The following is a 22,796-nucleotide window of genomic DNA, read 5'->3' on the forward strand; positions in this document are numbered from 1 at the left end:
AGCCGAACCGACCCCTGGCGTGATCATTCGTGCGCCGGGGGTCTCCGCTGTGCCCGGCACCACCGATTCGGACGGTCGACGTGACCCGGTCCTGAAGGACCGGGCCTGGAGGGGCGCCCGACCGGCTGCCGGGTTGGGCCCCTCCGTCCGGACACCCCGCTACGGGGCGGCAGGGACGCGTGACTCGCGCCCCGCGGTCCACGCGGCCAGGACGCGGGAGGCGTTCGGGCCGGTGCGCGCGACGACGCCGCGCGACCGGCATACGCACTCGGCCTGGGAGGTGCGGTTCCTCTTCTCGGTGCGGCCGCACTCGGCGCACCCGCGGCAGGGGTGCGCGGGGTCCGCGAACACGAGCGGGACCCCGGCCCGCCTGGCCTTGTAGACGATGGGGTCCGCGAGTTGGGCGAAGGCCCAGGAGCAGTGTCGTCCGCACTCTCCCCGCCCGCGTGGTCTTCGCCCCCGGGTGTCGGCGCGGCCTGTTCACCGGCGAGGTCCTTCGGTGCTGCGCAATCGACGGAAGCGATTCCTCCCGGCTCCGAAGCGCCGGGGTTCCTCGCTAGATCATGCTGAAGATGGCCAACACGCGGTAAATGTCCACGGGTACCGACCCACCGGTACGCCACTATTGAGGCGCGGATCGTGCGGAGGGTGCGGATGGCGACGACAGTGGTGCCCGGTGTGTCCGGGACGAGGGAGAGGTCGGCGGGCGGGCGAGGCCGTGACCGTGCCTTGTGGCGTGAGTGGGCCCGGTCGCTCGACCGTCCGCTCACCTCCTACTACCTGGTTCTGGGAACCGGGGTGATGCTCATCACCCTGGGTCTGGTCATGGTCCTGTCCTCGACCATGGTCGACTCGATCACCGAGACCGGCTCGGCCTTCTCGATGTTCCAGAAGCAGATGGTGTCGGCCCTCTTCGGCCTCCCCCTGATGATCCTGGCCTCCCACCTGCCGTTGGGGATCTTCCGGGTCGTCGGCTACCCGGCGATCATCGTCTCGGTGGGGCTGCTGCTGCTCACCGCCTTCCAGGGCACCGAGGTCAACGGTGCCATGCGCTGGCTGGAGATCGGCGGGGTGAGCATCCAGCCCTCCGAGCCCGCCAAGCTGGCCTTCGCGCTGTGGGGCGCCAACATCCTCGCACGCAAGGAGGAACTGGGCGAACTCACCGAGTGGCGGCACCTGCTCTTCCCGCTGCTGCCCGGCTGCGGGCTGCTCGCCCTGCTCGTGCTGCTGGGGTCGGACCTGTCCACCACCCTCGTCCTGCTGCTGGTCTTCCTGTCGCTGCTGTGGGTCGTGGGCGCGCCGGGCAAGCTCTTCGTGGCCATGTTCGGGCTGGTGCTGGCCCTGGCCACCATCGTCATCGCCATCGAGCCCTACCGCATCGCCCGGGTCACGGTCTTCCTCGACCCGGGCAGCGACCCCACCGACGCCGGGTTCCAGTCGCTGCACGGCCTGTACGCCCTGGGCACCGGCGGGGTCTTCGGTGTGGGCATCGGCGCCAGCCGCGAGAAGTGGGGCTTCCTGCCGTTCGCGGAGTCGGACTTCATCTTCGCGATCATCGGGGAGGAGTTCGGCCTCATCGGGACCCTGCTGGTCCTGGGCCTGTTCGGGGTCCTCGGCTACGCCGGGCTGCGTGTGGCCACCCGGGTCACCGACCCCTTCGCCCGCCTGGCCGCCGCCGCCATCGTCACGTGGGTGCTCGGCCAGGCCATGATCAACATCGCCGCGGTCATCGGGCTCGTCCCCGTCACCGGTATCCCCCTGCCCCTGGTCTCCTACGGGGGATCGGCGCTCATCCCGACCATGGCGGCCCTCGGCGTGCTGCTCGCCCTGGCCAAGACCGAGCCCGAGGCGGCGAAGACGCTGGCGGCCCGGGGTCCCGGTCGGGTGCAAAGGGCTCTAAGCTGGCTGGGCCTGGAGAATGTCGGAGCCCCGCCCAAGCGGGGTGGGACCGCGCCTTCCAGGCGCACCACGACGCCGGGCCTCCCCCGACCCGCGCGCGGCGGTGTCAGGACGACGGCCAAGAACAGTAGCGGACCGGTCCCGGTGGGAGACCGGCCAAGGAGGGATCGGCGACGATGAGGGTAGCCCTTGCCGGAGGCGGCACGGCCGGGCATATCGAGCCCGCACTCTCTCTTGCCGACGCGCTCTTGCGCGTCGACCCCGACACGGAGATCCTCTGCCTGGGAACCGAACGGGGCCTGGAGACCAGGCTGATCCCTATGCGGGGGTACGAACTCGGTCTGATCCCGGCGGTCCCCCTGCCCCGCAGGCTCACCCCAGGGCTCCTGACGGTCCCCGGCAAGCTCGCGGGCGCGCTCAGCGCCGCGGGCGAGCAGCTCGACCGCATCCAGGCCGACGTCCTCGTCGGGTTCGGCGGCTACGTGGCCACCCCCGGCTACCTCGCCGCGAAACGTCGCAAGATCCCCATCGTCGTGCACGAGGCCAATCCGCTGCCGGGACTGGCCAACCGCCTGGGTGCCCGGCTCACACCACACGTGTACACCGGGCACCCGCACGCCGAACTCAAGGGCGGACGCTTCATCGGCATCCCGCTGCGCCGCCAGATCACCGCGCTGGACCGGCTCGCCATGGGCGACAAGGCCCGCGCCTACTTCGGGCTGCGCCACGACCTGCCCACCCTGCTGATCTTCGGCGGCTCCCAGGGCGCGCAGCGCATCAACGAGACCGCCTTCGCCGCCGCCGCCCACTTCAGGGACGCCGGGGTGCAGGTCCTGCACGTCGTCGGCCCCAAGAACGCCGACGAGCCCCAGGACCTGACGCAGGACGGCGTGCCCTACGTGGCGGTGCCCTACGTGGACCGCATGGACATGGCCTACGCCGCCGCCGACGTGGCGATGTGCCGCTCCGGCGCGCTGACCTGCGCCGAGCTGACCGCCGTCGGCCTGCCCGGGGCGTTCGTCCCGCTGGCCATCGGCAACGGAGAGCAGGCCCTCAACGCCGAGCCGATCGTCCAGGCGGGCGGCGGTGTCATGGTGGGCAACGCCGACGTCTCGGTGGAGTGGATCGCTACACAGCTCATCCCGCTGCTCACCGACACCGACCGGGTCGTCAACATGTCCGAAGCCGCCGCACGGATGGGCCGACGCGACGCCGACACCGCCCTGGCACGTGAGGTGCTCGCCATCGCCCGGGGCGACAAGCCCACCCCCGACATGCCGATCTCCGACGACGACGCGGACGAGGCCTACACCGACGACGGCAAGGACGCCCGATGAGCCTGATCCCGCCCACCGAGCCGGTACCCGTGGACAAGCTCGGCCGCACCCACTTCGTCGGACTGGGCGGTGCCGGTATGTCCGGGATCGCCCGCGTCCTGCTCCAGGCGGGAGCCGAGGTCTCCGGCAGCGACGCCCGTGACTCCGACAACCTGCGTGAACTGGAGGAGATGGGAGCCGAGGTCCACGTCGGCCACGCCGCGGAGCACCTCGGCGCCGCCGAGACGCTCGTGGTCTCTTCCGCCATCCGCGAGGACAACCCCGAACTCGCCGAGGCGCGCCGCCGCGGCCTGCGGATCCTGCCCAGGGCCGCCGCCCTGGGCGCGCTGCTGCTGGGCCGCGAGGGCATCGCGGTCTCCGGCACTCACGGCAAGACCACGACGACCTCGATGGTCACCGTCGTGCTCCAGCACCTGGGAGTCGAACCCGGGTACGTGATCGGCGGCAAGCTGGTCACCACCGGGCTGGGCGCCGACGCCGGGATCGGCCCCGCCATCGCGGTGGAGGCCGACGAGAGCGACGGCTCCTTCCTCATGCTCTTCCCGAAGATCGCCGTGGTCACCAACGTCGAGGCCGACCACCTCGACAACTACGGCGGTATCGAGGAGATCCACGCGGGTTTCGCCTCCTTCGTCGACCGCGTCGAGCGCACGCTGATCGTCGGCATCGACGACCCGGGCGCCCGCCGGGTCGCCGACATCGCCCGGGACAGGGGCACGAGGGTCCTCACCTACGGCGAGGCCGCCGACGCCGACTACCGCGTCACCCGGGTCGCCGCCCGCGGCTTCACCACCGACTTCACCCTCGCCCCCGCCGACGGCGACCCGGTCGAGGGCACCCTGGCCGTCCCCGGGCGCCACAACGTGCTCAACGCCGCCGCCGCGCTCGTGGTGGCCGACGAACTCGGCCACGACCTGGAGATCGCGGTCGAGGGCCTGGTCGACTTCGCCGGCGCCGCGCGGCGCTTCGAACTCAAGGGTGTCGCGGGCGGCGCGGCCGTCTACGACAGCTACGCCCACCATCCCACGGAGATCGAGGCCGACCTGCGCGCCACCCGTGCCGCGCTGGACTCCTTCCCCGAGGATGGGGCGGAGGAGTCGGCGCCCGGCGGGCGGATCGTCGCCCTGTTCCAGCCCCACCTGTACAGCCGCACGCGCATCTTCGCGGAGGAGTTCGCGGCCGCGCTCGGCCTCGCCGACGAGGTCGTGGTCATGGAGGTGTACGCGGCCCGTGAGGACCCCGAACCGGGGGTCACCGGTGAGCTCATCACCTCCCGTGTCCCCCACGAGCGCGTCCGGTACGTGCCCGGGCGCGACGAGGCGGTGCGTACCGTGGCGGGGCTGGCGCGGCCCGGTGACATCGTCCTCACCATGGGGGCCGGCGACGTGACCGAGTTGGGGCCGCGGATCGTGGAGCGGCTCTCCGGGCCCTTGGACGGCGCGGAGGGCTGAGACCACACCCGCGTGCCGGGGTGCGCGGAGAGCGAGGCGATCGGTGAGCGGGGTACGGCGGCCGGACCAGGCCGGGACGGAACAGGGCACCGGAGCGGGGCCCGGACCCGCAGCAGGGGAGACCGAGGTACGGCGGAGCGGGTCCGATCCGTGGAAGCTCACCTTCGTGGTGCTGCTCGTGGTCGCCCTGGTCTGCGTGGTCGCCTGGGTCCTGCTCGGTTCGCGGCTGCTCGTCGTGCGCGAGGTCACCGTCACCGGTCTGGAGCGGGTGCCGGAGCGGGAGGTCGTCGCCGCGGTCGACGTGGCCACGGGGACACCGCTGATCCGTGTCGACCTCGACCGCGGGGCGGCCGGGGCGGAGGCGATCGAACTCGTCGAGTCGGCGACGGTGTCCCGGAGCTGGCCAGCGGCCCTCCACGTGGAGGTGGTCGAGCGCCGGCCCCTGCTGGCGGTTCGGGCCGGCGACGGGTACCGGCTGGTGGACGGGGACGGTGTGCGGATCGAGGACGCCCCGGCCCGGCCCGGTGCCTACCCCGTCGTCCGTGTCACGGGGGAGGTCGCGGGCAGTGCCGGGGTCCGTGCCGCCGCCGACATCGTCGAGGCCGCACCGGACTCCCTCCTGGCACGGATCCAGCTCATCGACGCCACCGACGCCGAGGCGATCGAACTCGAACTCGGGGACGGGTCGCTCGTGGAGTGGGGCGACGCCACGGCGACGGTGGACAAGAGCGAGGTCCTGCGTGTTCTCATCCGCGAGCACCCCCAGGAGGAGGGGCGCGTCTACGACGTGGCGAACCCGGGTTTGGCCATCGTTCGGTGAAGGGGTGGCCAGGAACGGGGAAAGGAACGCAAAGCCCCGCAGAAGGCGGTTCCCGGCTCCCGGTGGGGTCTCCTCCGGGGTGTTTGGCTGGTCGGCGCGGACATTCCAGACGCGACGCGCCGGGTCCGCACATCGCTTCTCCGCGTTATGCGCGGTTAGGCTGAGGCCAGCATCGGTTGCCCGTGACCGGCGGTCCACTTACTGTCGGGGAGCACAACCACCGTAAGAACGTAGTAAAACACGCTTTTTCGGGGTACACAGGAACCGTTCCGGTTCGCCTTCTGAGCGGACCGCGCCCGCGGAGGGTGGGGAGCGGGATTCAGGTGGCCCCGGGTCCTCTGGCGTCGGCGTCGGGAGCGCCGTACGCGCGGAGGAGCCCGAAACGCATGGAGTAAACCGGATGCCGTCCCCGCGGCGTCTCCGGTGGCCCACGGCCCCGGACACGGTGGGGAACGGCGTATTGCGAGCGGAAAGGCCCCTCGTCGTGGCAGCACCGCAGAACTACCTCGCGGTCATCAAGGTCGTCGGCATCGGCGGCGGCGGTGTCAACGCCGTCAACCGGATGATCGAAGAGGGGCTCAAGGGCGTCGAGTTCATCGCCATCAATACCGACGCTCAGGCGCTGCTGATGAGTGACGCCGACGTCAAGCTCGACGTCGGCCGTGAGCTCACGCGCGGCCTGGGAGCCGGAGCCAACCCCGACGTCGGCTGCAAGGCCGCCGAGGACCACCGCGAGGAGATCGAGGAGGTCCTCAAGGGGGCCGACATGGTCTTCGTTACCGCAGGGGAGGGCGGCGGCACGGGTACCGGAGGCGCGCCCGTGGTCGCCAACATCGCCCGCTCCCTGGGGGCCCTCACCATCGGTGTGGTCACCCGCCCCTTCGGATTCGAGGGCAAGCGGCGGGCCACCCAGGCCGAATCGGGCATAGCGATGCTCCGTGAAGAGGTCGACACGCTCATCGTGATCCCCAACGACCGGCTGCTGTCCATCTCCGACCGCCAGGTCAGTGTGCTGGACGCCTTCAAGGCGGCCGACCAGGTCCTGCTCTCGGGTGTGCAGGGCATCACGGACCTCATCACCACCCCGGGCCTGATCAACCTGGACTTCGCCGATGTGAAGTCGGTCATGTCGGGGGCCGGGTCGGCGCTCATGGGCATCGGATCGGCGCGGGGGGACGACCGGGCCGTCGCGGCGGCCGAGATGGCGATCTCCTCACCCCTGCTGGAAGCCAGTATCGACGGCGCCCACGGCGTGCTGCTCTCCATCCAGGGCGGCTCCGACCTGGGCCTGTTCGAGATCAACGAGGCCGCGCAACTGGTGGCGAACTCGGCCGCGCCCGATGCCAACATCATCTTCGGCGCGGTCATCGACGACGCGCTGGGCGATGAGGTGAGGGTCACGGTCATCGCCGCGGGCTTCGACGAACCGGAGCTGCGCGGGGTCTCCGAGAGGGCGCACCGCCCCGTCGAGTCCACCGGGGCCGGGTCCGTGCCCGCCGCGGGGGAGCCGTCCGCACTGCCCTCCTCCGGGGGTGCGGCGGCCGACGGCCCCTGGGCCGCGCCGGCCCGCCCGTCCCGGTCCCAGAGCGAGCCGACCCCTTCCCCCGAACCTGCGCGCCCGGCGGAGTCCGAGCGCCCCGAGTCCCGGACCGCAGAGCCCGTGCGTCCCGCCGAGCCGACCCGCGAGGCGGAGCCGGTCCGGCAGCTCGCTCCGGAGCCGGTCTCGCCGCCGCCCGCCGAGCCGGAGCCGGTGTCCTACCGGACCTCCTACGAGCCGCGCCGCGAGCAGGCCTCAGCGGTGGAGGACACCGCATGGACGGGCCGGGACGGGGAAGAGGACGAGGACGCGCGGTCCGCGCCGGTCCGCCCCGTCTCCGAGCCGGCGGCGCGGCGCGGCGAGGTGCCCACGCCCCGCCGCCGGGTGATCTTCGACGATCCCGACGACCTGGACGTGCCCGAGTTCCTGAAGTAGGCCCCGAGCATGGGAGGGGCCGTGCCGCAGGCCTCTGTTGAGGGCGGCGGCGGGCGGTCCGAAGAGAACACGGCCCGCAAGGCCCTGGTACCGTGCCGGGGCCTTCGCCGTTGCCCGGGGCGGGGGGGCACCGCCGTGGACCCGCCGGGTAGAAAGGTCGGGACGCTGGTATCCGACCCCGGCAACGGAAGGACCACGAACACCTCCGATGGGCAACGTCATCGAACTGGGGCGCGGGGCCCGCGCCGCCGTGACCGAACGCACCGGCGGCGTGAGCGCGCCGCCCTACGACTCGCTCAACCTCGGCCTCGGTACGGGAGACGAGAGGGAGGCGGTCCTGGCCAACCGGGAGGCCGCCGCACGCGACTTGGGCTTCTCCGCCGCACGGGTGGCGTGGATGAACCAGGTGCACAGCGCTGACGTGCTCGTGGCCGAGGGGCCCGGAGGTGTGGGGACCTGCGACGGGGTCGTCACAACCCGCTCCGACGTGGTGTTGGCAGCCCTGTCCGCCGACTGTCTCCCCGTCCTGGCCGCCGACACCGGGGCGGGTGTGCTGGGAGCGGCCCACTCGGGGCGGCTGGGCACGGCCCACGGGGTGGCCGCCCGCCTAGTCGAGGCGATGGTCGCGCAGGGGGCGCGTGCCGACCAGCTGTCGGTCTTCCTGGGCCCGGCGATCTGCGGGCGGTGCTACGAGGTGCCGCCCGAGGTCCAGGCCGAGACTGCGCGGGAGACGCCCGAGGCGGAGTGCATCACCCGGTGGGGCACCACCGGGGTGGACATGCGTGCGGCCGTGACCGCCCAACTGCGCCGCGCGGGTGTGGTGGACATCACTGCGGACGGCCGGTGCACGCTGGAGAGCGAAGAGCTCTTCTCCCACCGGCGCGGGGCACCGACCGGGAGGCTGGCCTCCTTCGTCTGGCGTTCCTGACCGCGAGGCCGGGGACACGGGCCGGTCCCGTGTCCGTTCCGGTTCCGTGGCCCTACCCTGGTACCCGCGGTGACCGCTGCTCCGCCGTGGCGGGGCGCGGACCGCTCCGGAAGCATCCCCGGCCGACCCGGGAACGGAAAGGGAGGACCGTGCCAGACCTCGACCCCGCGCGTGTGGAACGGGTCCGTGCCAACCTCGACGCGGTGCGGGCCAGGATCGACGCCGCATGCGTCAAGGCCGACCGCGACCCCGCGGAGGTGTCCCTGATCGCGGTGACCAAGACCTACCCGGCCAGTGACGTGCGTGTCCTGGCCTCGCTCGGGATCACCGAGGTCGGGGAGAACCGCGACCAGGAGGCGGCACCGAAGGCGGCCGCGACCGCCGACCTGGATCTGACCTGGCACTTCGTCGGGCAGTTGCAGACCAACAAGGCCAGGTCGGTGGCCTCCTACGCCGACGTCGTGCACTCGGTGGACCGGGGCCGGCTCGTGCGGGCCCTGGGGGAGCGTGCCGCGGCCGCCGGACGCCGTCTGACCTGTCTGCTCCAGGTCGACCTGGACGCCGGTGCGCGCTCCGGGGCGGTCGGGCCCCGGGGCGGAGCCGATCCGGCCGACATATTGGAGCTGGCGGGGCGTGTCGAAGAGCACGAGGCGCTCACCCTTGGTGGTGTGATGGCGGTGGCCCCCAGGGGAGGGGACGCCGAGGCGGCCTTCGCCCGGCTCGAAGGGGTCGCCAGGTGTGTGCGCGATCGCTACCCTCGTGCGACGGCGGTCTCCGCGGGTATGAGCGGTGACCTCGAGGAGGCGATCGCACACGGCGCGACACACCTGCGGATCGGTGCGGCGTTGCTCGGGGAACGGCCGCCGCTGGTGGGGTAATGTCCCCACATAGACCTTGGGGCCTGTCTGCGGGATTCGCCCGAATGGGCGGACCGCACCGCCGAGGCGGGACGGGTGATGATGGAGGAGTTGGCTGCGGTGAAGGCCGCGAGGACGACGGAGGGCATGGGATGGCCGGCGCGATGCGCAAGATGGCGGTCTACCTCGGCCTCGTGGAGGACGACCGTTACGATCACCGCTATGCGGACGAATATGATGAGTTCGACGAATTCGATGACCGGGAGGGGCGCGACCACGAGGTCGACTCCCCGCGAGGCGAGGAAGCACGAGGCGAGGACGTGACGGACACCGGCGACCCCCTGGGCTCGGGTGAGCGGCGCGGCGGCTCGACCATGGTGGCTTCCACCGCCGACCTGGCCCGGATCACGACACTCCATCCGCGTACCTACAACGAGGCGCGTACGATCGGAGAGCACTTCCGGGAGGGCACACCGGTGATCATGAACCTGACCGAGATGGTCGACAGTGACGCCAAGCGTCTGGTCGACTTCGCGGCTGGTCTGATCTTCGGTCTGCATGGCAGTATCGAGAGGGTCACCAACAAGGTGTTCCTGCTGTCCCCGGCCAACGTCGAGGTGACCGCCGAGGACAAGGCGCGGATCGCCGAGCGAGGGTTCTTCAATCAGAGTTAGACCATCACACCTGTCCAGAGATTGGGTCGAGGAACGACCGTGAGTATCGTCCTGACCGTACTCGTCTATGCCTTGCAGATCTTCATCTTCGTGCTCATCGCGAGGGTGGTCCTGGAGATGGTGCAGTCCTTCTCCAGGACGTGGCGTCCGACCGGGTTCGTGCTCGTGATCGCCGAGGTCGTGTACACGATCACCGATCCGCCCCTGAAGCTCCTGCGCCGGTTCATCAAGCCGGTGAGACTGGGGAGCATCGCGCTCGACTTGAGCGTGATGGTCCTCTTCTTCATCATCTTGATCCTGAGCTCCCTACTCCAGAGCCTTATCTAAGGGTCAGGCAGGGATGAAATGGGACAAAGATATAGTTCGGATTCCCGTATGTGCTCTTGGTCATGATCTGTGATGCCGTAAGGTCACGATCAGGTAGCGTCCCTACGGACAGACTCCAAGCGCGCCAAGGAGACGAAGATGCCGCTGACACCCGCGGATGTGCGGAACAAGCAGTTCAGTACCACCCGGCTCCGGCCCGGGTACGACGAGGAAGAGGTCGACGCCTTTCTGGACGAGGTCGAGTCCGAGCTGGACCGGCTGATCCAGGAGAACGAGGAACTGCGCGGCAAGCTGGCTGAGTGCCTGCGGGGCAAGGTGCCCAACGCCGGTATGCAGGACTTCCAGCAGCAGGACGCCGGTCCCGAGCCCCACGTCGAGCAGCGGCGTCCGGAACCCGTCCAGGCCCAGCAACCGGTCGAGCCGCCGCAGCCCCCCGTGCCCGCGCCGATGCAGATGACCGGCGCCAACCTCGCCATGGGCGGCGAGGAGAACATGGACACGGCCGCCCGCGTCCTGGCCCTGGCCCAGCAGACCGCGGACCAGGCCATCTCCGACGCCCGCCGTGAGGCCGACGAGACCCTGGGCCGCGCCCGCCACGAGTCCGAGGACATCCTCGGCAAGGCGCGCCGCCAGGCCGACCAGATCATCGGTGAGGCCCGCGCCCGCTCCGAGAACCTCGACCGCGACGCTCAGGAGCGCCACCGCCAGGTCATGGGCAGCCTCGTGCAGCAGCGCGAGGAGCTGGAGCACAAGGTCAACGTCCTCAAGGACTTCGAGCGCGAGTACCGCAGCCGCCTGAAGGACTACTTCGAGCGCCAGCTGCGCGAGCTCAGCAACGAGGAGTCCCAGCCGGGCGAGCACAACCCGAACACCACCGGCGGCTTCCAGACCATGGGGCCGCAGACCGGGGGCGGACCGGCGATGCACCAGGGCCCGGGCAACCCGTTCGGCCAGCCCGAGCCCGCCCAGCACGGCGGATTCCACCCGGGCGAGGCCCCGCACGAGCGCCGCTGACAGGACGGCCCGTCAGCGGTCGACCACTGAACACTCCGGATCAAAGCGTGCAAAGGCCCTGATCGACCCGTGATCCTCAGCATCCTCGCCGCAGTGGCGGTGCTGGCGGCGATCGCCGCCATCGCGGCCGCTCTGCTGTTCGCCGAACCCGCCCTGGTGTACGTCGCCCTGGCTCTGGGCGCCGTCAGCTCCCTCCTCCTGCTGGGAGCGCTCGTCCAGGCGGGCGTGCGCGGACGCCGGACGGATCACCGCGCCCCCGGGACGGACGGTTTGGGGAAGGCGTCCGTCCCCGTGACAGCGGTGGCCGGGGCCGAGTACGCACAGCCGGAGCACTCCGGGCGCGCGCCCGCACCGGCTCACCCGCCGGTGCGGGAGGCTACCGTCCCGGAAACCGCCCAGGTGCCACCCGCCGCGGAGCACCACGGCGCGGGAGAACCGGACTTCGAGGTTCCCCGGTGGGAGATCCCCACGGCCGGAGCGTGGCACAGACCGTCGGAGGACGAGGCGGAGCCACTCCCCGCCACAGCCCACGCCCCCCGCTCCGACCCCCCGGAAGCTCCCCCCGAAACCGATTCCCCCACCACCCCCCCGCCCCCCTTCTCCTACAGACTTCCCTCCTCCCCCAGCCGGAACGAACCCGACCACCTCGGGGCCTTCACCGAGAACGTTCCTTCTGTGACGGATGAGTCGGATGGGCCGGATGGGCCTGACGAGGTGACCGAACCCTGCACGGAGGCGACCAAGGCCGAAACCGGCCATGGGGAGTCCTCCGAGGACGACGCGGTCCCCGGCGTCGAGGAGGACCACGGACCCTCCGGTGCGGCCGAGGCCGGACCGGAAGAGGCCGCTACGGATACCGCGACCGCTCCTCCCGGCGGTTCCCGCCCTGAGGACACCGACGTGGCTGGAACAGGCGGAGGACCCGTGGGCGAGACGATCGTCGACGCCCCCGAGGGCAGCGGATACTCCGAGAGAGAGGTCACCGACCCCGCTCCGGCGGAGGTCGGAACCGAGACCGGCCCCCGGGACGGGGCCGATGCCGCCGACTCTGCTGTCGCCTACGCCGCACTCTTCGACACCGACGTCCGTGCCCCCGAGGAGAGCGGGGAGGACACGGAGGCCGCCGTCACCGCTGCCGTGCCGACGGACGCCGACAGCGGTCCTGCGGACGCGCCGGAAACCGTCGGCGCGGTCGCCGGGAGACCGGACGAGGGAGAGCCGACCGAGCCCGAGGACGCGGTCGGCCCGCGCTGATTCGCACACGACGGGCGCCGCCCCGGAAGGGTGCGGCGCCCGGGACCGTGCTCTAGGCCCGGCGGAACCCGAAGGACACACCGAACTCCTCCGAGTCCACCGTGTAGGCGTCTCCGCCCGGCTCACCGGCGACGAAGGCGTCGGCCAACACCTCTCCGGCGATCGCCTCACCGTGCTCGGCCAGCGCCCGGCCCACGGCCTCGTCCGTGGCCGACCACCACACGTGGATCCGGTCCGAGACCTCCAGACCGCTCCGTTTGCGGGCCTCCTGGATCATCCGCACCATCTCGCGGGCCAGACCGGCACGGCGCAGCTCCGGAGTGAGCTCCAGGTCCAGGGCGAGGGTCTCCCCCGACTCCGAGGCCACCGCCCACCCCTCGCGCGGCTGCTCGGTCACCAGCAGCTCGTCGGCGCTGACCTCCACCGGCTCGTCCTCGACGCTCACCTGGGCCCAGCCCGTTCCGCGGATCGCGTCGACCAGCTCCGCCGGATCCGCCACCTGGATGGCCTTGGCCACGAGCGGGGTGCGCTTGGCGAACCGTCGGCCCAGCGCCCGGAAGTTCGGCTTCACGACGTAGTCCACCAGGTCGCCGCCCACGGAGGACAGCGCGTCCAGGCGCTCCACGTTCAGCTCGTCGGCGACCTGGTCGCGCAACTGCCGGGGCAGGTCGGCGAACCCGGGCGCGCCGACCAGGGCGCGGGCCAGCGGCTGGCGGGTGCGCATCGCCGAGTCCACACGCGCCGAGCGGCCGAGCTCCACCAGGCGGCGGGTGAGCGCCATCCGCTCCGACAGCTCAGGGTCGATGAGGTCCTCGCGGGCCTGCGGCCACGACGCCAGGTGCACCGAGTCCGGGGCGTCCGGCCGGCGCAGCGCCGACCACACGTGGTCGGTCAGGAACGGCACCACCGGAGCCATCAGCAGGGTGACCGTCTCCAGGGCCTCGAACAGCGTCGCGAACGCCGACGCGCCCTCCGGGGTGCCCGCCCCGCCCCAGAACCGGCGGCGGGAGCGGCGCACGTACCAGTTGGACACGTCGTCGACGAACGCGGTGAGGCGGCGCCCGGCCGTGGCCGTGTCGAAGGCGTCCAGAGCGGCGGTGACGTCGCGGACCACCTCGTGCAGCTCCGACAGCAGCCAGCGGTCCAGCAGCGGCCGGTCCTCGGGGGCCGGCGCCTGAGCCAGGCGGGAGTGGTCCCAGCCCTCGCCCGCGTTCGCGTACAGGGTGAAGAAGGAGGCCGTGCTGTGGTAGGTCAGCAGGACCTTGCGGACGATCTCCTCCAACGTCGTGTGGCCCACCCGCCGAGCCGTCCACGGAGAGCCGCTGACCAGCATGAACCAGCGCAGCGCGTCCGCTCCGTGCCGGTCCATCACCTCGGTGGGCTCCATGACGTTGCCCAGGTGCTTGCTCATCTTGCGGCCGTCTTCGGCGAGGATGTGGCCGAGCACGACCACGTTCTCGAAGGCGTTGCGCCCAAACACCAGCGTGTTCACGGCCAGCAGCGAGTAGAACCAGCCGCGGGTCTGGTCGATCGCCTCGGAGATGTACTGCGCCGGGAAGTTGGCCTCGAACGTGTCGGCCTCGCGGTGCGGTGCTCCCCACTGGGCGAAGGGCATCGACCCCGAGTCGAACCAGGCGTCGATCACCTCCGGCACCCGGCGCGCCACCCGCTGCTCCTCGGGTAGGGAGGGGTCGGCGTCGGGGTCGGGGATGACGATGTCGTCCACGTGGGGCCGGTGCGGGTCCAGCGCCGACAGGTCCTGCCCGCTCAGCCGGCCCAGTTCCTCCAGCGACCCGACACAGATCCGGCGGCCATCGGGGAACTCCCAGATGGGCAGCGGCGTGCCCCAGTAGCGGTTGCGCGAGAGCGCCCAGTCGACGTTGCCCCGCAGCCACTCGCCGAAACGGCCCTCCTTGACGTGCTCGGGCACCCAGTTCGTGGCGTCGTTCTGCGCGATCAGCTCGTCCTTGACCGCGGTCGTGCGGATGAACCAGGACGGGACCGCGTAGTACAGCAGGGCGGTGTGGCAGCGCCAGCAGTGCGGGTAGGAGTGCTCGTAGTCCTCACGGTGGAAGAGCAGGCCGCGGTCCCGCAGGTCGCGGACCAGCGTCTGGTCCGCCTCCTTGAAGAACACGCCGCCCACCAGGTCCAGGTCGGCCTCGAAGGCGCCGTCGGGGCGCACCGGGTTCACCACGGGCATGCCGTAGGCGCGGCAGACCGCCATGTCGTCGCCGCCGAAGGCGGGGGCCTGGTGCACCAGGCCGGTGCCGTCCTCCACGGTGACGTAGTCGGCCAGGACCACGAAGTGCGCGGGCTCGTCGAAGGACACCAGATCGAACGGGCGCCGGTAGCCCCAGCGCTCCATCTCGTCGCCCTCGAAGCGCTCGCCGGTCAGCTTCCAGCCCTCGCCCAGGACCTTCTCGAACAGGGGCTCGGCCACCACCAGGCGCTCGGTGCCGTCGGTGGCCACCACGTACTCCACGTCCGGGTGCACGGCGATCGCGGTGTTGGACACCAGTGTCCACGGGGTGGTGGTCCACGCCAGCAGCGACGTCGGGTGCTCCGGGGAGGCCAGCGGCCCCGAGGTCACCGGGAAGCGCACGTACACCGACGGGTCGGTCACCGTCTCGTAGCCCTGGGCGAGCTCGTGGTCGGACAGGGTCGTGCCGCAGCGCGGGCAGTAGGGGCTGATCCGGTAGTCGCGGACCAGGAGGCCCTTGTCCCAGATCTGCTTGAGGGCCCACCACACCGACTCCACGTACTGCGGGTCCATGGTGCGGTAGGCCTCGCCGGTGTTCACCCAGTAGCCCATGCGCTCGGTCATGGCGGTGAAGGCGTCGACGTTGCGCAGCACCGACTCGCGGCAGCGGTCGTTGAACTCGGCGATACCGAAGGACTCGATGTCCTTCTTGCCGCTCAGGCCCAGCTCCTTCTCCACGGCGACCTCCACGGGCAGGCCGTGGCAGTCCCATCCCGCCTTGCGGTCCACGTGGTAGCCGCGCATGGTCCGAAAGCGCGGAAAGACGTCCTTGAACGCGCGGGCCTCGACGTGGTGCACGCCCGGCTGGCCGTTCGCGGTCGGCGGCCCCTCGTAGAAGACCCAGTTGGGGCCGCCGCGGGTCCGGTCGAGCGAGCGCTGGAAGACGTTCTCCCTCGACCAGCGGCCGAGGACCTCGTGCTCCACGGCGGGCAGGTCGATCTGCGCGGGCAGTTGGGGCAGCCCACGGGGTGCGGGCCGGGGGTCGTTGGCCACCGTCGTACCTTTCCATCAGGGATGTGCCTGACGGAGGGACGAGGCCGGGGCCCCGCGGTACCACCCTCCTTGGAACCGCGTCCGGCCGCTGGGCGGCTGACGGCGGGTCCCGCTTCGTTGCGCTGGTGCCGGTTCTACTGGGGTGCGCGCACCCGTTCCTCCGGCGGCTCCGGGGTGATCTTCGCGCTGGTCGTGCCCCCGGGCTCCCACCGTCCCCGGGTCGCTCGTCCGGACCTTAGGCTGGGTCCGTCCGGTCGGGGCCAGCGCTACTCGTCCCCATCGACGCCTTGTCGAGTGCCAGGATAACGCAGAGCGGCGGGCGCACCGCGCCCTCACGCCGCCGGGGGAAGGGAGGTCGTCATGCCGGAGAGCGCGCGCGCGGTCCTGGTGACCCTGCACGACCGTGAGGACGCCGACGAGCTGGCCGAGCAGCTCCTCGAACAGGGGTATGAACCCTGCACCGTGCACAGGGACATGCTCGCGGGCGAGGACGACGCCGAGGACGTCGACTGGGTGATCGAGGTGCGCACCGGCCCGCACGGCGGTCCCGCCGTGTTCGACGAGCCGCACCTGGCAGCACTCGCCCAGGACTACGGCGGGTTCGCCGCGGTCGGGGTGTGAGGGAACGGCTCCGGGCAGCCCGGTGCCCCCAGTGCGAGACGCCCGGGTGCGTCGGACCGCCGGGGCGGTTCGGGAAGCCGTGGGCGGTTCCCGTCGTTCGCACAGGTGTGGGCTGACACGGCCGGGATCGTTGCCTTGGGCCCGCGTATTGCCTACGCTTCCGGCACCGCTTGTGCCACCGTCCACGGGGGAGCCCCGCGTCGATCGCGGGGCCTGGGGCGGCGGCGAGCCCGTCGGGGAGGGGAAGTACGATGAAGGCCACCGAGGTCGCCGGGTTGCCGGTTCTCCCGGGGGAGAACCCCTGGACGTCGGAGGAGATCGCCGAGGTCTGCGATCGCCTCAAGGAGGAGATCTCCGCGCTGCGTGCCGAGATCCGCGAGAGCGAGAGCGAGTTCGCCGCGCGTCTGGAGGACCCGGTCGACGGGGCGGGCGACGATCCCGCCGACACCGGGGCCAAGGCCTTCCAGCGCGAGCACGATCTGGCGTTGGCCTACAATACTCGTGACCTGCTCGCCAAGAGCGAGCGGGCGATCGAACGGATGGACGCGGGAACCTACGGGGTCTGTGAGTCATGCGGCCGGGCGATCGGGAAGGCGCGTCTCCAGGCCTTCCCCCGGGCCACCCTGTGCGTCACCTGCAAACAACGCGAGGAGCGTCGCTGACTGAGGTAGAGCCCTCCGGGGACAGCACAACGAACACGGCGGCGGCCCCGCCGCGGCCCCGCAGGTACCCGCTCCTGCTGTTGGTGGCGCTCGGCGCGATCGCGGCCGACTTCGCCACCAAGGAGTGGGTCCTGCGCGCCTTCGAGGAGGGCGAACGCGTCGACGTGGTCGGCAGCCTCCTCCAGTTCACCCTGGTGTTCAACCCCGGGGCCGCCTTCTCCATGGGCACCGACTTCACGTGGGTGTTCAGTTGCATCGCCATCGCCGTCGTGCTGGGCATCGCCTACCTCGGGTGGCGGGTGCGCAGCGTGTGGTGGGGGGTGACGCTCGGCCTCATGATGGGCGGTGCCGCCGGGAACCTGATCGACCGCCTGTTCCGCCCCCCCGGGCCCTTCCACGGCGAGGTCGTCGACTTCATCAGCGTCCCGTACTACCCGGTGTTCAATATCGCCGACTCCTGTGTGGTGGTCGGGGCCTGCCTGGTGGTCCTGCTCACCTTCAGGGGCCTGAACCTGGACGGCACCCGCGGCGAGCCCTCCTCCAAGGAGGGCTCCGAGTGAGCGACATCCGCAGCCTGCCCGTGCCCGACGGCCTGGAAGGCGACCGGCTCGACGCCGCCATCGCCCGCCTGTTCGGGCTCTCGCGTACCCGCGCCGCCGAGCTCATCGTCGGCGGCGACGTCCTGGTGGACGGCACCTCGGCGGGCAAGTCCGACCGCGTCCAGGCCGGCACCTGGCTGGAGGTCACGCTCCCGCCGCCGCCCACCGCACCCACGCCGCGCCCCGAACCCGTTCCGGGCCTGCGCGTGGTCCACGAGGACGCCGACATCGTCGTCGTGGACAAGCCGATCGGGGTGGTCGCCCACCCCACCGTCGGCTGGAGTGGCCCCAGCGTCCTGGAGGGGCTGCTCTCCTCCGGCGTGCAGCTCACCACCAGCGGCGCGGCCGAGCGCCAGGGGATCGTGCACCGGCTGGACGCCAACACCACCGGCCTCATGGTCCTGGCCAAGAGCGAGATCGCCTACAGCGTGCTCAAACGGGCGTTCAAGGAGCGCACCGTCGACAAGCGCTACCACACGCTGGTGCAGGGGCACCCGGACCCGCTGCGGGGCACCGTCGACGCCCCCATCGACCGGCACCCCGCCGGGGACGGCCGCTGGGCCGTGGTGGCCGGCGGACGCCCCTCGGTCACCCACTACGACACCCAGGAGGCGTTCCGGGCGGCCAGCCTGCTGGAGATCAAGCTGGAGACCGGACGCACCCACCAGATCCGCGTGCACATGGCCGCACTGCGCCACCCGTGCGTGGGCGATACGCTCTACGGCGCCGACCCCACGCTCGCCGAGCGCCTGGGGGTGCGCCGCCAGTGGCTGCACGCGGTCCGGCTCGGGTTCGAGCACCCCACCGAGCGTCGCCCGGTGGAGTTCTCCAGTACCTACCCCGACGACCTCGCCACCGCGGTGGACAGGCTCCGGGAGGAGTGAGGCGGGCGGCGCTCAGCCGCCCCCCAACAGATCCGTGAGCGTGGCACCCGGGCTGATCACCTCCGGGTCGGTGCGCACGTCCACCAGTGTGGGACGGTCCGCCGCCACCGCCGCGGCCAGGGCCCGGACCAGCTCCGGCCGGGTGCGGACGGTCGCCCCCAGCGCACCCAGGGACCGGGCGTACCCGGCCAGGTCCAGCGGCCCGCTGATCCGGGTCCCCGCGATCCGGCCCAGTTCCCGGGCCTGGTGCATGGCGATCGTGCCGTACAGCCCGTTCTGGAACACCACCACCGTCACCGCCGCGCCCTCGCGCACCGCCGTCTCCAACTCCTGGCCCGTCATGAGCGCCCCGCCGTCACCGGCCACCGCCACCACGGTCCGTCCGGGGGCGGCGATCTTGGCGGCCACCGCCGCGGGCACCGCGTAGCCCATCGCCCCGCTCGTGGGGGCGAGCTGGGTCCGGGGGTGGCGAAACCACCAGCCGCGGTGCAGGAACGCCGCGAAGTTGCCCGCGTCGTTGGTGATCAGCGCGTCCTCGGGCAGCGCCTCGCGCATCGCCGAGACCACCGACCACGGGTGCATCCCCGGCCCGGTGTGCTCCTCGGCCTCCGGCGGGGGCACGGTGCTCTCCACCCACCTGCGGCGGGCCGGGCCCCAGTCCCGCCGCGCAGCCCGCCCACCGGAACCGGCGAGCTCCGCCAGCGCCGTGGCGGCGTCGGCGACCGCCGCCAGCCACAGGCCGCGCCCGGCCCCGAGCCGGTCGGCGTCGATGTCGATCTGGGCCACCTCGGCCCCCTCGGGGGGCAGCCGGTACCCCTGGGTGGTGGTCTCACCCAGCCGGCAGCCCACGACCAGGACCGCGTCCGCGCCGCCCAGCGCCTCCAGCACCGGCTCCGGGGCGCCCAGGCCCAGGTGACCCAGGTAGAGCGGGTGGTCGTTGGGGAACACGTCCTGGCGCCGCCAGGAGGCGTACACCCCGGCCTGGAACCGCTCGGCCACACGCACGAGTTCGCCGCGGGCTCCGCGCGCACCGCCCCCGGCCACGATCACGGGCCGCTCGGCGCGCGCCAGCCATGCGGCCATCCGGTCGCGCGTCGCTCCGCCCAGGGACGGCCGGGGCACCTCCGGCGGCGCGGGCATGACACGCGGCTCCACGCGCTGCCCGAACAGGTCGCCGGGGACGGCGATCGCCACCGGACCCGGGCGGCCCGTGGTGGCCACCCGGAGCGCCTCCGCGGTCGCCTCCGCCAACCGGTCGGCCCGGTGCACCGTGGTGGCCCACTTGGTGATCGGCGTGTAGAACGCGGTGAGGTCCACCTCCTGGAAGGCCTCGCGGCCCAGACGGTCGCTCTCGGCCTGCCCCAGGAAGACGACCATCGGCGTGGAGTCCTGCCGGGCCGTGTGCACGCCCACCGCCAGGTTGGCCGCCCCCGGGCCCCGCGTGGCGGCGGCCACCGCCGGAACCCCCGTCAGCTTGGCCTCGGCCTCGGCCATGAAGCCGGCGCCGTTCTCGTGCCGGGTGGAGACCAGAGACAGCGCCGGGTGCCGGTCCACGGCGTCGGCGAGTTCGAGGAAGCTCTCTCCGGGCACGGTGTAGCACCGTCTGATCCCTGATGCGGCCAGGACCTCCACGACGGCCTGGGCCGCGGTGTCGGCGTGCGGGCGCTGGGCGGCCGTGGCCATGGGCGGTGCTCCCTGTCGTCTCGCTCGGTGCGGTCGACTCTGACAGGGGGGCGGGGGCCGGTCAAGGCCGCCGCCCCGGCCCAGGGACGAACGTCCGCGCCGGTCACAGCCCCAGGGCGCGCAGCCCCGCCGTTGCGGCGGCGGCCACGACGATCACCGCGAGGAAGGGCGCCCGCAGCACCAGGGCGACCACGGCCGCACCGAGGCCGCCCATCCGGGCGGTGTCCCAGTCCAGCGCCCGGCCCTCGCCCTGGAGGGCCTGCACCGCGATCAGCGCCGCCAGGAGCGCCACGGGCACCACGGTGGCGAACCGCTGGAGCGCCGGGTCGTCCAGCAGGCGGCGCGGTGCGGCCATCCCGGCGAACTTGAGCAGGTAGCAGCCCACGGCGGTGGCCACCAGGGCGATCCACAGGCTCACGCGCGCACCTCCTCGGCGGACTCGGGCGCGGACGGCCCGCCGGAGCGGGGCCGCACGAGGACCACTAGGGCGGCCGAGGCGGCCAGCAGCACCGGTACCCCGGGCGGCAGCAGCGGCGTGGCGGCCACCGCCAGCCCCGCACCCAGCAACGCGATCAGCCGCACCCGGCCGCCGCCCTCGCGCAGCCGCGGCCACAGCAGGGCGAGGAAGACCGCCGGGCCGACCGCGTCCAGCCCGAAGGCGTCGACGTCGCCCACCCGGCCGGTGGCCAGCGCCCCCACCAGGCTCGTCAGCACCCAGCTCACGCACAGCACCGCGAACGTGGCCGTAAACGCCCTGCGCGCCGAGGCCTGGTCCGTCCTGGGCAGGGTGACGGCGGCGGTCTCGTCGATCACGCCGTGGGCGGCCAGGGCGCGCCGCCCGCCCCGCCAGCCCAGGGTATCGGCCAGCCGCAGGCCGTAGAGGGTGTTGCGGGCGCCCAGCAGCAGGGCCCCCGCGACCCCGGCGGCCAGGCTGCCGCCGCTCGCGACCACGCCGACCAGCGCGAACTGCGAGGCACCGGTGAAGGCGAACGCGCTCAGGAACACCGTCTGGGCGGGGGAGAGACCGGCGGCCACCGAGGCGGTGCCGAAGGCCAGGCCGGACAGGCCGACGCCGAGCCCGATGCCGACGCCGTCGCGCACCTCCGGCGAACGGAGGAAGGAGGAGTTCGTCACGTCATCCGACGTTAGGCGGCAGCGGCCGGACGGGTCTTGAACGTTCTTGCGCCCGGTACGGGTCAGGCCGCCAGCATGTCCCTGCGGTAGGCGCCCGGCGGCACCCCCAGTCTGCGCTTGAAGTGCCGGGTCAGGTGCGACTGGTCGGCGAAGCCCGTCTCGGTGGCCACCTCCGACACCCGCAGCCCCGACCGCAGCAGCACCCGGGCACGGTCCACCCGCACCTGGGTGAGGTAGGCGTGCGGCGGCAGGCCGTGGACGGCGCGGAACGCCCGGTTCAGGGCGAAGGGACCCATCCCCACCCGGGCGGCCAGCTCCTCCAGCGCGGGCGGGTCGACCAGGCGGGAGTCGAGGATCTCCCGCGCGCGTTCGACCTCGGCCCGGGCGGTGTGGCGGCCGGGGGCGGGGGCGTGCTCCCGGCCGTGGGAGCACAGCAGCAGTGCCAGCCCCTCGCGGGCGTGGGAGGACGCGGCCAGGACCTGCCCGTGTTCGGCGGCCAGGTGCGCCCGGCCCAGGGCGCGGGCCGCCTCGGGGGAGTCGATCCCCGATTCCGTGAAGGAGGGGGTGCCGCGCATCCCCAGTTCGCGTGCCACGGCGGTGACCGTCTCGGGCGTGGGGTAGAAGACCCGGTAGCTCCACCCCTCGGGCGCCCCGGCGTGTCCGGTGTGCACCTCCTCGGGGCCGACCACGGCCAGCCCGCCCCGGCCCACCCGGGCACGGCCGCGCGCGTGCGTGAACTCCTCGACGCCGTCGGTGATGAGGCCGATGGTGTACGTGGGATGCGTGTGGCGGACGAACGCGGTGGTCACGAACCGCGCGGTGAGCAGGTCGGTCCCCGGCAGCCCGGAGAAGCGCCAGTAGCGCGCGTGCTCCACACGCGGGTCCTCGACCGGAGGGTGTACGGAGGCGGGGCTGGACATGGCCCCAGGTTAGAGGCGTTCGGGTTGGTCAGGGACAGCCCTTAGCCTTCGGCTATGAGTTCGACCGACCTGTTGATCCGCCCCGCACGGGACGAGCGCGACCGCGCCGCCGTGTTCGCCATCCGCGGTGCCGTGTTCGTCGCCGAGCAGCGGGTGCCGATCGCCGAGGAGTGGGATGCCCGCGACGCCGGTGCCGACCACCTCCTGGCCCTCGTCGGCGGGGTCCCCGCCGGGACGGCCCGGCTCCTGGACCGGGGAGAGGGCGCGGGACTGCTCGGGCGCATGGCGGTCCTGCCCGAGCGGCGCGGCGGCGGGATCGGCGCCGCGCTGGTGCGGGCGGTGGAGGAGAGGGCTCGTGAGCGCGGCCTCACCTCGGTGGAACTGCACGCGCAGACCCACGCGCTGGGGTTCTATGAGCGGCTGGGGTACACCGCCCACGGCGAGGAGTTCCTGGACGCGGGCATCCCGCACCGGCACATGGTGCGCGGTCTGGAATGATCTGTTTCG

Annotated in this window: 21 protein-coding genes and 1 pseudogene; 16 read left to right on the forward strand and 6 right to left on the reverse strand. The window is 72.4% G+C overall.

Going from position 1 to position 22,796, the window contains the following annotated elements:
- Positions 1-159 precede the first annotated feature (159 nt).
- Positions 160-396 (reverse strand): annotated as a pseudogene (locus tag B042_RS24800) (zinc ribbon domain-containing protein); the annotation flags it as partial.
- 258 nt (positions 397-654) lie between these two features.
- On the opposite strand from B042_RS24800, the gene ftsW reads away from it, so the two are divergent.
- The 11 genes from ftsW (at position 655) to B042_RS22260 (ending at position 12,533) form a co-directional block, all read left to right on the forward strand.
- Positions 655-2,079 (forward strand): putative lipid II flippase FtsW, encoded by a 1,425-nt coding sequence (ftsW, locus tag B042_RS0107400; protein ID WP_036554249.1) that lies wholly within the window; start codon positions 655-657, stop codon positions 2,077-2,079.
- Positions 2,076-3,236, forward strand: a complete 1,161-nt coding sequence (gene murG, locus B042_RS0107405) for an undecaprenyldiphospho-muramoylpentapeptide beta-N-acetylglucosaminyltransferase (protein ID WP_028647757.1) — start codon at positions 2,076-2,078, stop codon at positions 3,234-3,236. Before ftsW ends, murG begins: the two co-directional genes overlap by 4 nt.
- Positions 3,233-4,687, forward strand: a complete 1,455-nt coding sequence (gene murC / locus B042_RS0107410) for a UDP-N-acetylmuramate--L-alanine ligase (RefSeq protein ID WP_028647758.1) — start codon at positions 3,233-3,235, stop codon at positions 4,685-4,687. Before murG ends, murC begins: the two co-directional genes overlap by 4 nt.
- Before the next feature lie 43 nt (positions 4,688-4,730).
- The gene (locus B042_RS0107415; protein ID WP_051415529.1) at positions 4,731-5,507 is read left to right on the forward strand and encodes a cell division protein FtsQ/DivIB; all 777 of its coding nucleotides are present in this window, start codon (positions 4,731-4,733) and stop codon (positions 5,505-5,507) included.
- A gap of 484 nt (positions 5,508-5,991) precedes the next feature.
- On the forward strand, positions 5,992-7,479 hold the full coding sequence (gene ftsZ / locus B042_RS0107420; RefSeq protein ID WP_028647760.1) for a cell division protein FtsZ: 1,488 nt from the start codon (positions 5,992-5,994) through the stop codon (positions 7,477-7,479).
- Positions 7,480-7,687: 208 nt separating this feature from the next.
- On the forward strand, positions 7,688-8,407 hold the full coding sequence (gene pgeF / locus B042_RS0107425; protein ID WP_028647761.1) for a peptidoglycan editing factor PgeF: 720 nt from the start codon (positions 7,688-7,690) through the stop codon (positions 8,405-8,407).
- Between the two features lie 149 nt (positions 8,408-8,556).
- Positions 8,557-9,285 carry a YggS family pyridoxal phosphate-dependent enzyme gene (locus B042_RS0107430; protein ID WP_028647762.1) on the forward strand — a complete coding sequence of 243 codons (729 nt, stop codon included), beginning with the start codon at positions 8,557-8,559 and terminating at the stop codon, positions 9,283-9,285.
- Positions 9,286-9,416: 131 nt separating this feature from the next.
- Positions 9,417-9,938 (forward strand): cell division protein SepF, encoded by a 522-nt coding sequence (locus B042_RS0107435; protein WP_028647763.1) that lies wholly within the window; start codon positions 9,417-9,419, stop codon positions 9,936-9,938.
- Between the two features lie 39 nt (positions 9,939-9,977).
- The gene (locus B042_RS0107440) at positions 9,978-10,265 is read left to right on the forward strand and encodes a YggT family protein (protein ID WP_028647764.1); all 288 of its coding nucleotides are present in this window, start codon (positions 9,978-9,980) and stop codon (positions 10,263-10,265) included.
- A 138-nt stretch (positions 10,266-10,403) separates the two neighbouring features.
- Entirely contained in the window at positions 10,404-11,279 is an 876-nt protein-coding gene (locus tag B042_RS0107445) for a DivIVA domain-containing protein (protein WP_028647765.1), read from the forward strand.
- A 69-nt stretch (positions 11,280-11,348) separates the two neighbouring features.
- The gene (locus tag B042_RS22260) at positions 11,349-12,533 is read left to right on the forward strand and encodes a hypothetical protein (protein WP_028647766.1); all 1,185 of its coding nucleotides are present in this window, start codon (positions 11,349-11,351) and stop codon (positions 12,531-12,533) included.
- Between the two features lie 52 nt (positions 12,534-12,585).
- Here B042_RS22260 and ileS read toward each other — a convergent pair whose 3' ends face one another.
- Positions 12,586-15,786 (reverse strand): isoleucine--tRNA ligase, encoded by a 3,201-nt coding sequence (gene ileS / locus B042_RS0107455; RefSeq protein WP_028647767.1) that lies wholly within the window; start codon positions 15,784-15,786, stop codon positions 12,586-12,588.
- Between the two features lie 360 nt (positions 15,787-16,146).
- Here ileS and B042_RS0107460 point away from each other — a divergent pair, with 360 nt between their 5' ends.
- From B042_RS0107460 to B042_RS0107475, 4 genes are all read left to right on the forward strand, one after another.
- Positions 16,147-16,407, forward strand: a complete 261-nt coding sequence (locus tag B042_RS0107460) for a hypothetical protein (RefSeq protein ID WP_028647768.1) — start codon at positions 16,147-16,149, stop codon at positions 16,405-16,407.
- Between the two features lie 251 nt (positions 16,408-16,658).
- Positions 16,659-17,069, forward strand: a complete 411-nt coding sequence (locus B042_RS0107465; protein WP_028647769.1) for a TraR/DksA C4-type zinc finger protein — start codon at positions 16,659-16,661, stop codon at positions 17,067-17,069.
- Positions 17,066-17,629: a signal peptidase II gene (gene lspA / locus B042_RS22265; RefSeq protein WP_051415535.1), complete on the forward strand. Its 564-nt coding sequence runs from the start codon at positions 17,066-17,068 to the stop codon at positions 17,627-17,629. The genes B042_RS0107465 and lspA overlap by 4 nt, the downstream gene beginning before the upstream one ends.
- A complete protein-coding gene (locus B042_RS0107475; protein ID WP_028647770.1) occupies positions 17,626-18,552 on the forward strand; it encodes an RluA family pseudouridine synthase in 927 nt (308 codons plus the stop codon). The genes lspA and B042_RS0107475 overlap by 4 nt, the downstream gene beginning before the upstream one ends.
- A 12-nt stretch (positions 18,553-18,564) precedes the next feature.
- Here the strand turns inward: B042_RS0107475 and B042_RS0107480 are convergent, their stop codons facing one another.
- The 4 genes from B042_RS0107480 to B042_RS0107495 all read right to left on the reverse strand — a co-directional run bounded on the left by B042_RS0107480 (position 18,565) and on the right by B042_RS0107495 (position 22,289).
- Positions 18,565-20,235 carry a thiamine pyrophosphate-dependent enzyme gene (locus tag B042_RS0107480; protein WP_028647771.1) on the reverse strand — a complete coding sequence of 557 codons (1,671 nt, stop codon included), beginning with the start codon at positions 20,233-20,235 and terminating at the stop codon, positions 18,565-18,567.
- 103 nt (positions 20,236-20,338) lie between these two features.
- Positions 20,339-20,653 (reverse strand): AzlD domain-containing protein, encoded by a 315-nt coding sequence (locus B042_RS0107485; protein ID WP_028647772.1) that lies wholly within the window; start codon positions 20,651-20,653, stop codon positions 20,339-20,341.
- On the reverse strand, positions 20,650-21,369 hold the full coding sequence (locus tag B042_RS0107490; protein WP_231493866.1) for an AzlC family ABC transporter permease: 720 nt from the start codon (positions 21,367-21,369) through the stop codon (positions 20,650-20,652). Before B042_RS0107490 ends, B042_RS0107485 begins: the two co-directional genes overlap by 4 nt.
- Before the next feature lie 62 nt (positions 21,370-21,431).
- Complete coding sequence (locus B042_RS0107495; protein ID WP_028647774.1) at positions 21,432-22,289, reverse strand: AraC family transcriptional regulator; 858 nt, start codon at positions 22,287-22,289, stop codon at positions 21,432-21,434.
- A 54-nt stretch (positions 22,290-22,343) separates the two neighbouring features.
- On the opposite strand from B042_RS0107495, the gene B042_RS0107500 reads away from it, so the two are divergent.
- A complete protein-coding gene (locus B042_RS0107500; RefSeq protein ID WP_028647775.1) occupies positions 22,344-22,787 on the forward strand; it encodes a GNAT family N-acetyltransferase in 444 nt (147 codons plus the stop codon).
- The last annotated feature ends 9 nt before the right edge of the window (positions 22,788-22,796 follow it).

It is taken from the genome of Nocardiopsis sp. CNT312 (assembly GCF_000515115.1).
Classification (GTDB): domain Bacteria; phylum Actinomycetota; class Actinomycetes; order Streptosporangiales; family Streptosporangiaceae; genus Nocardiopsis.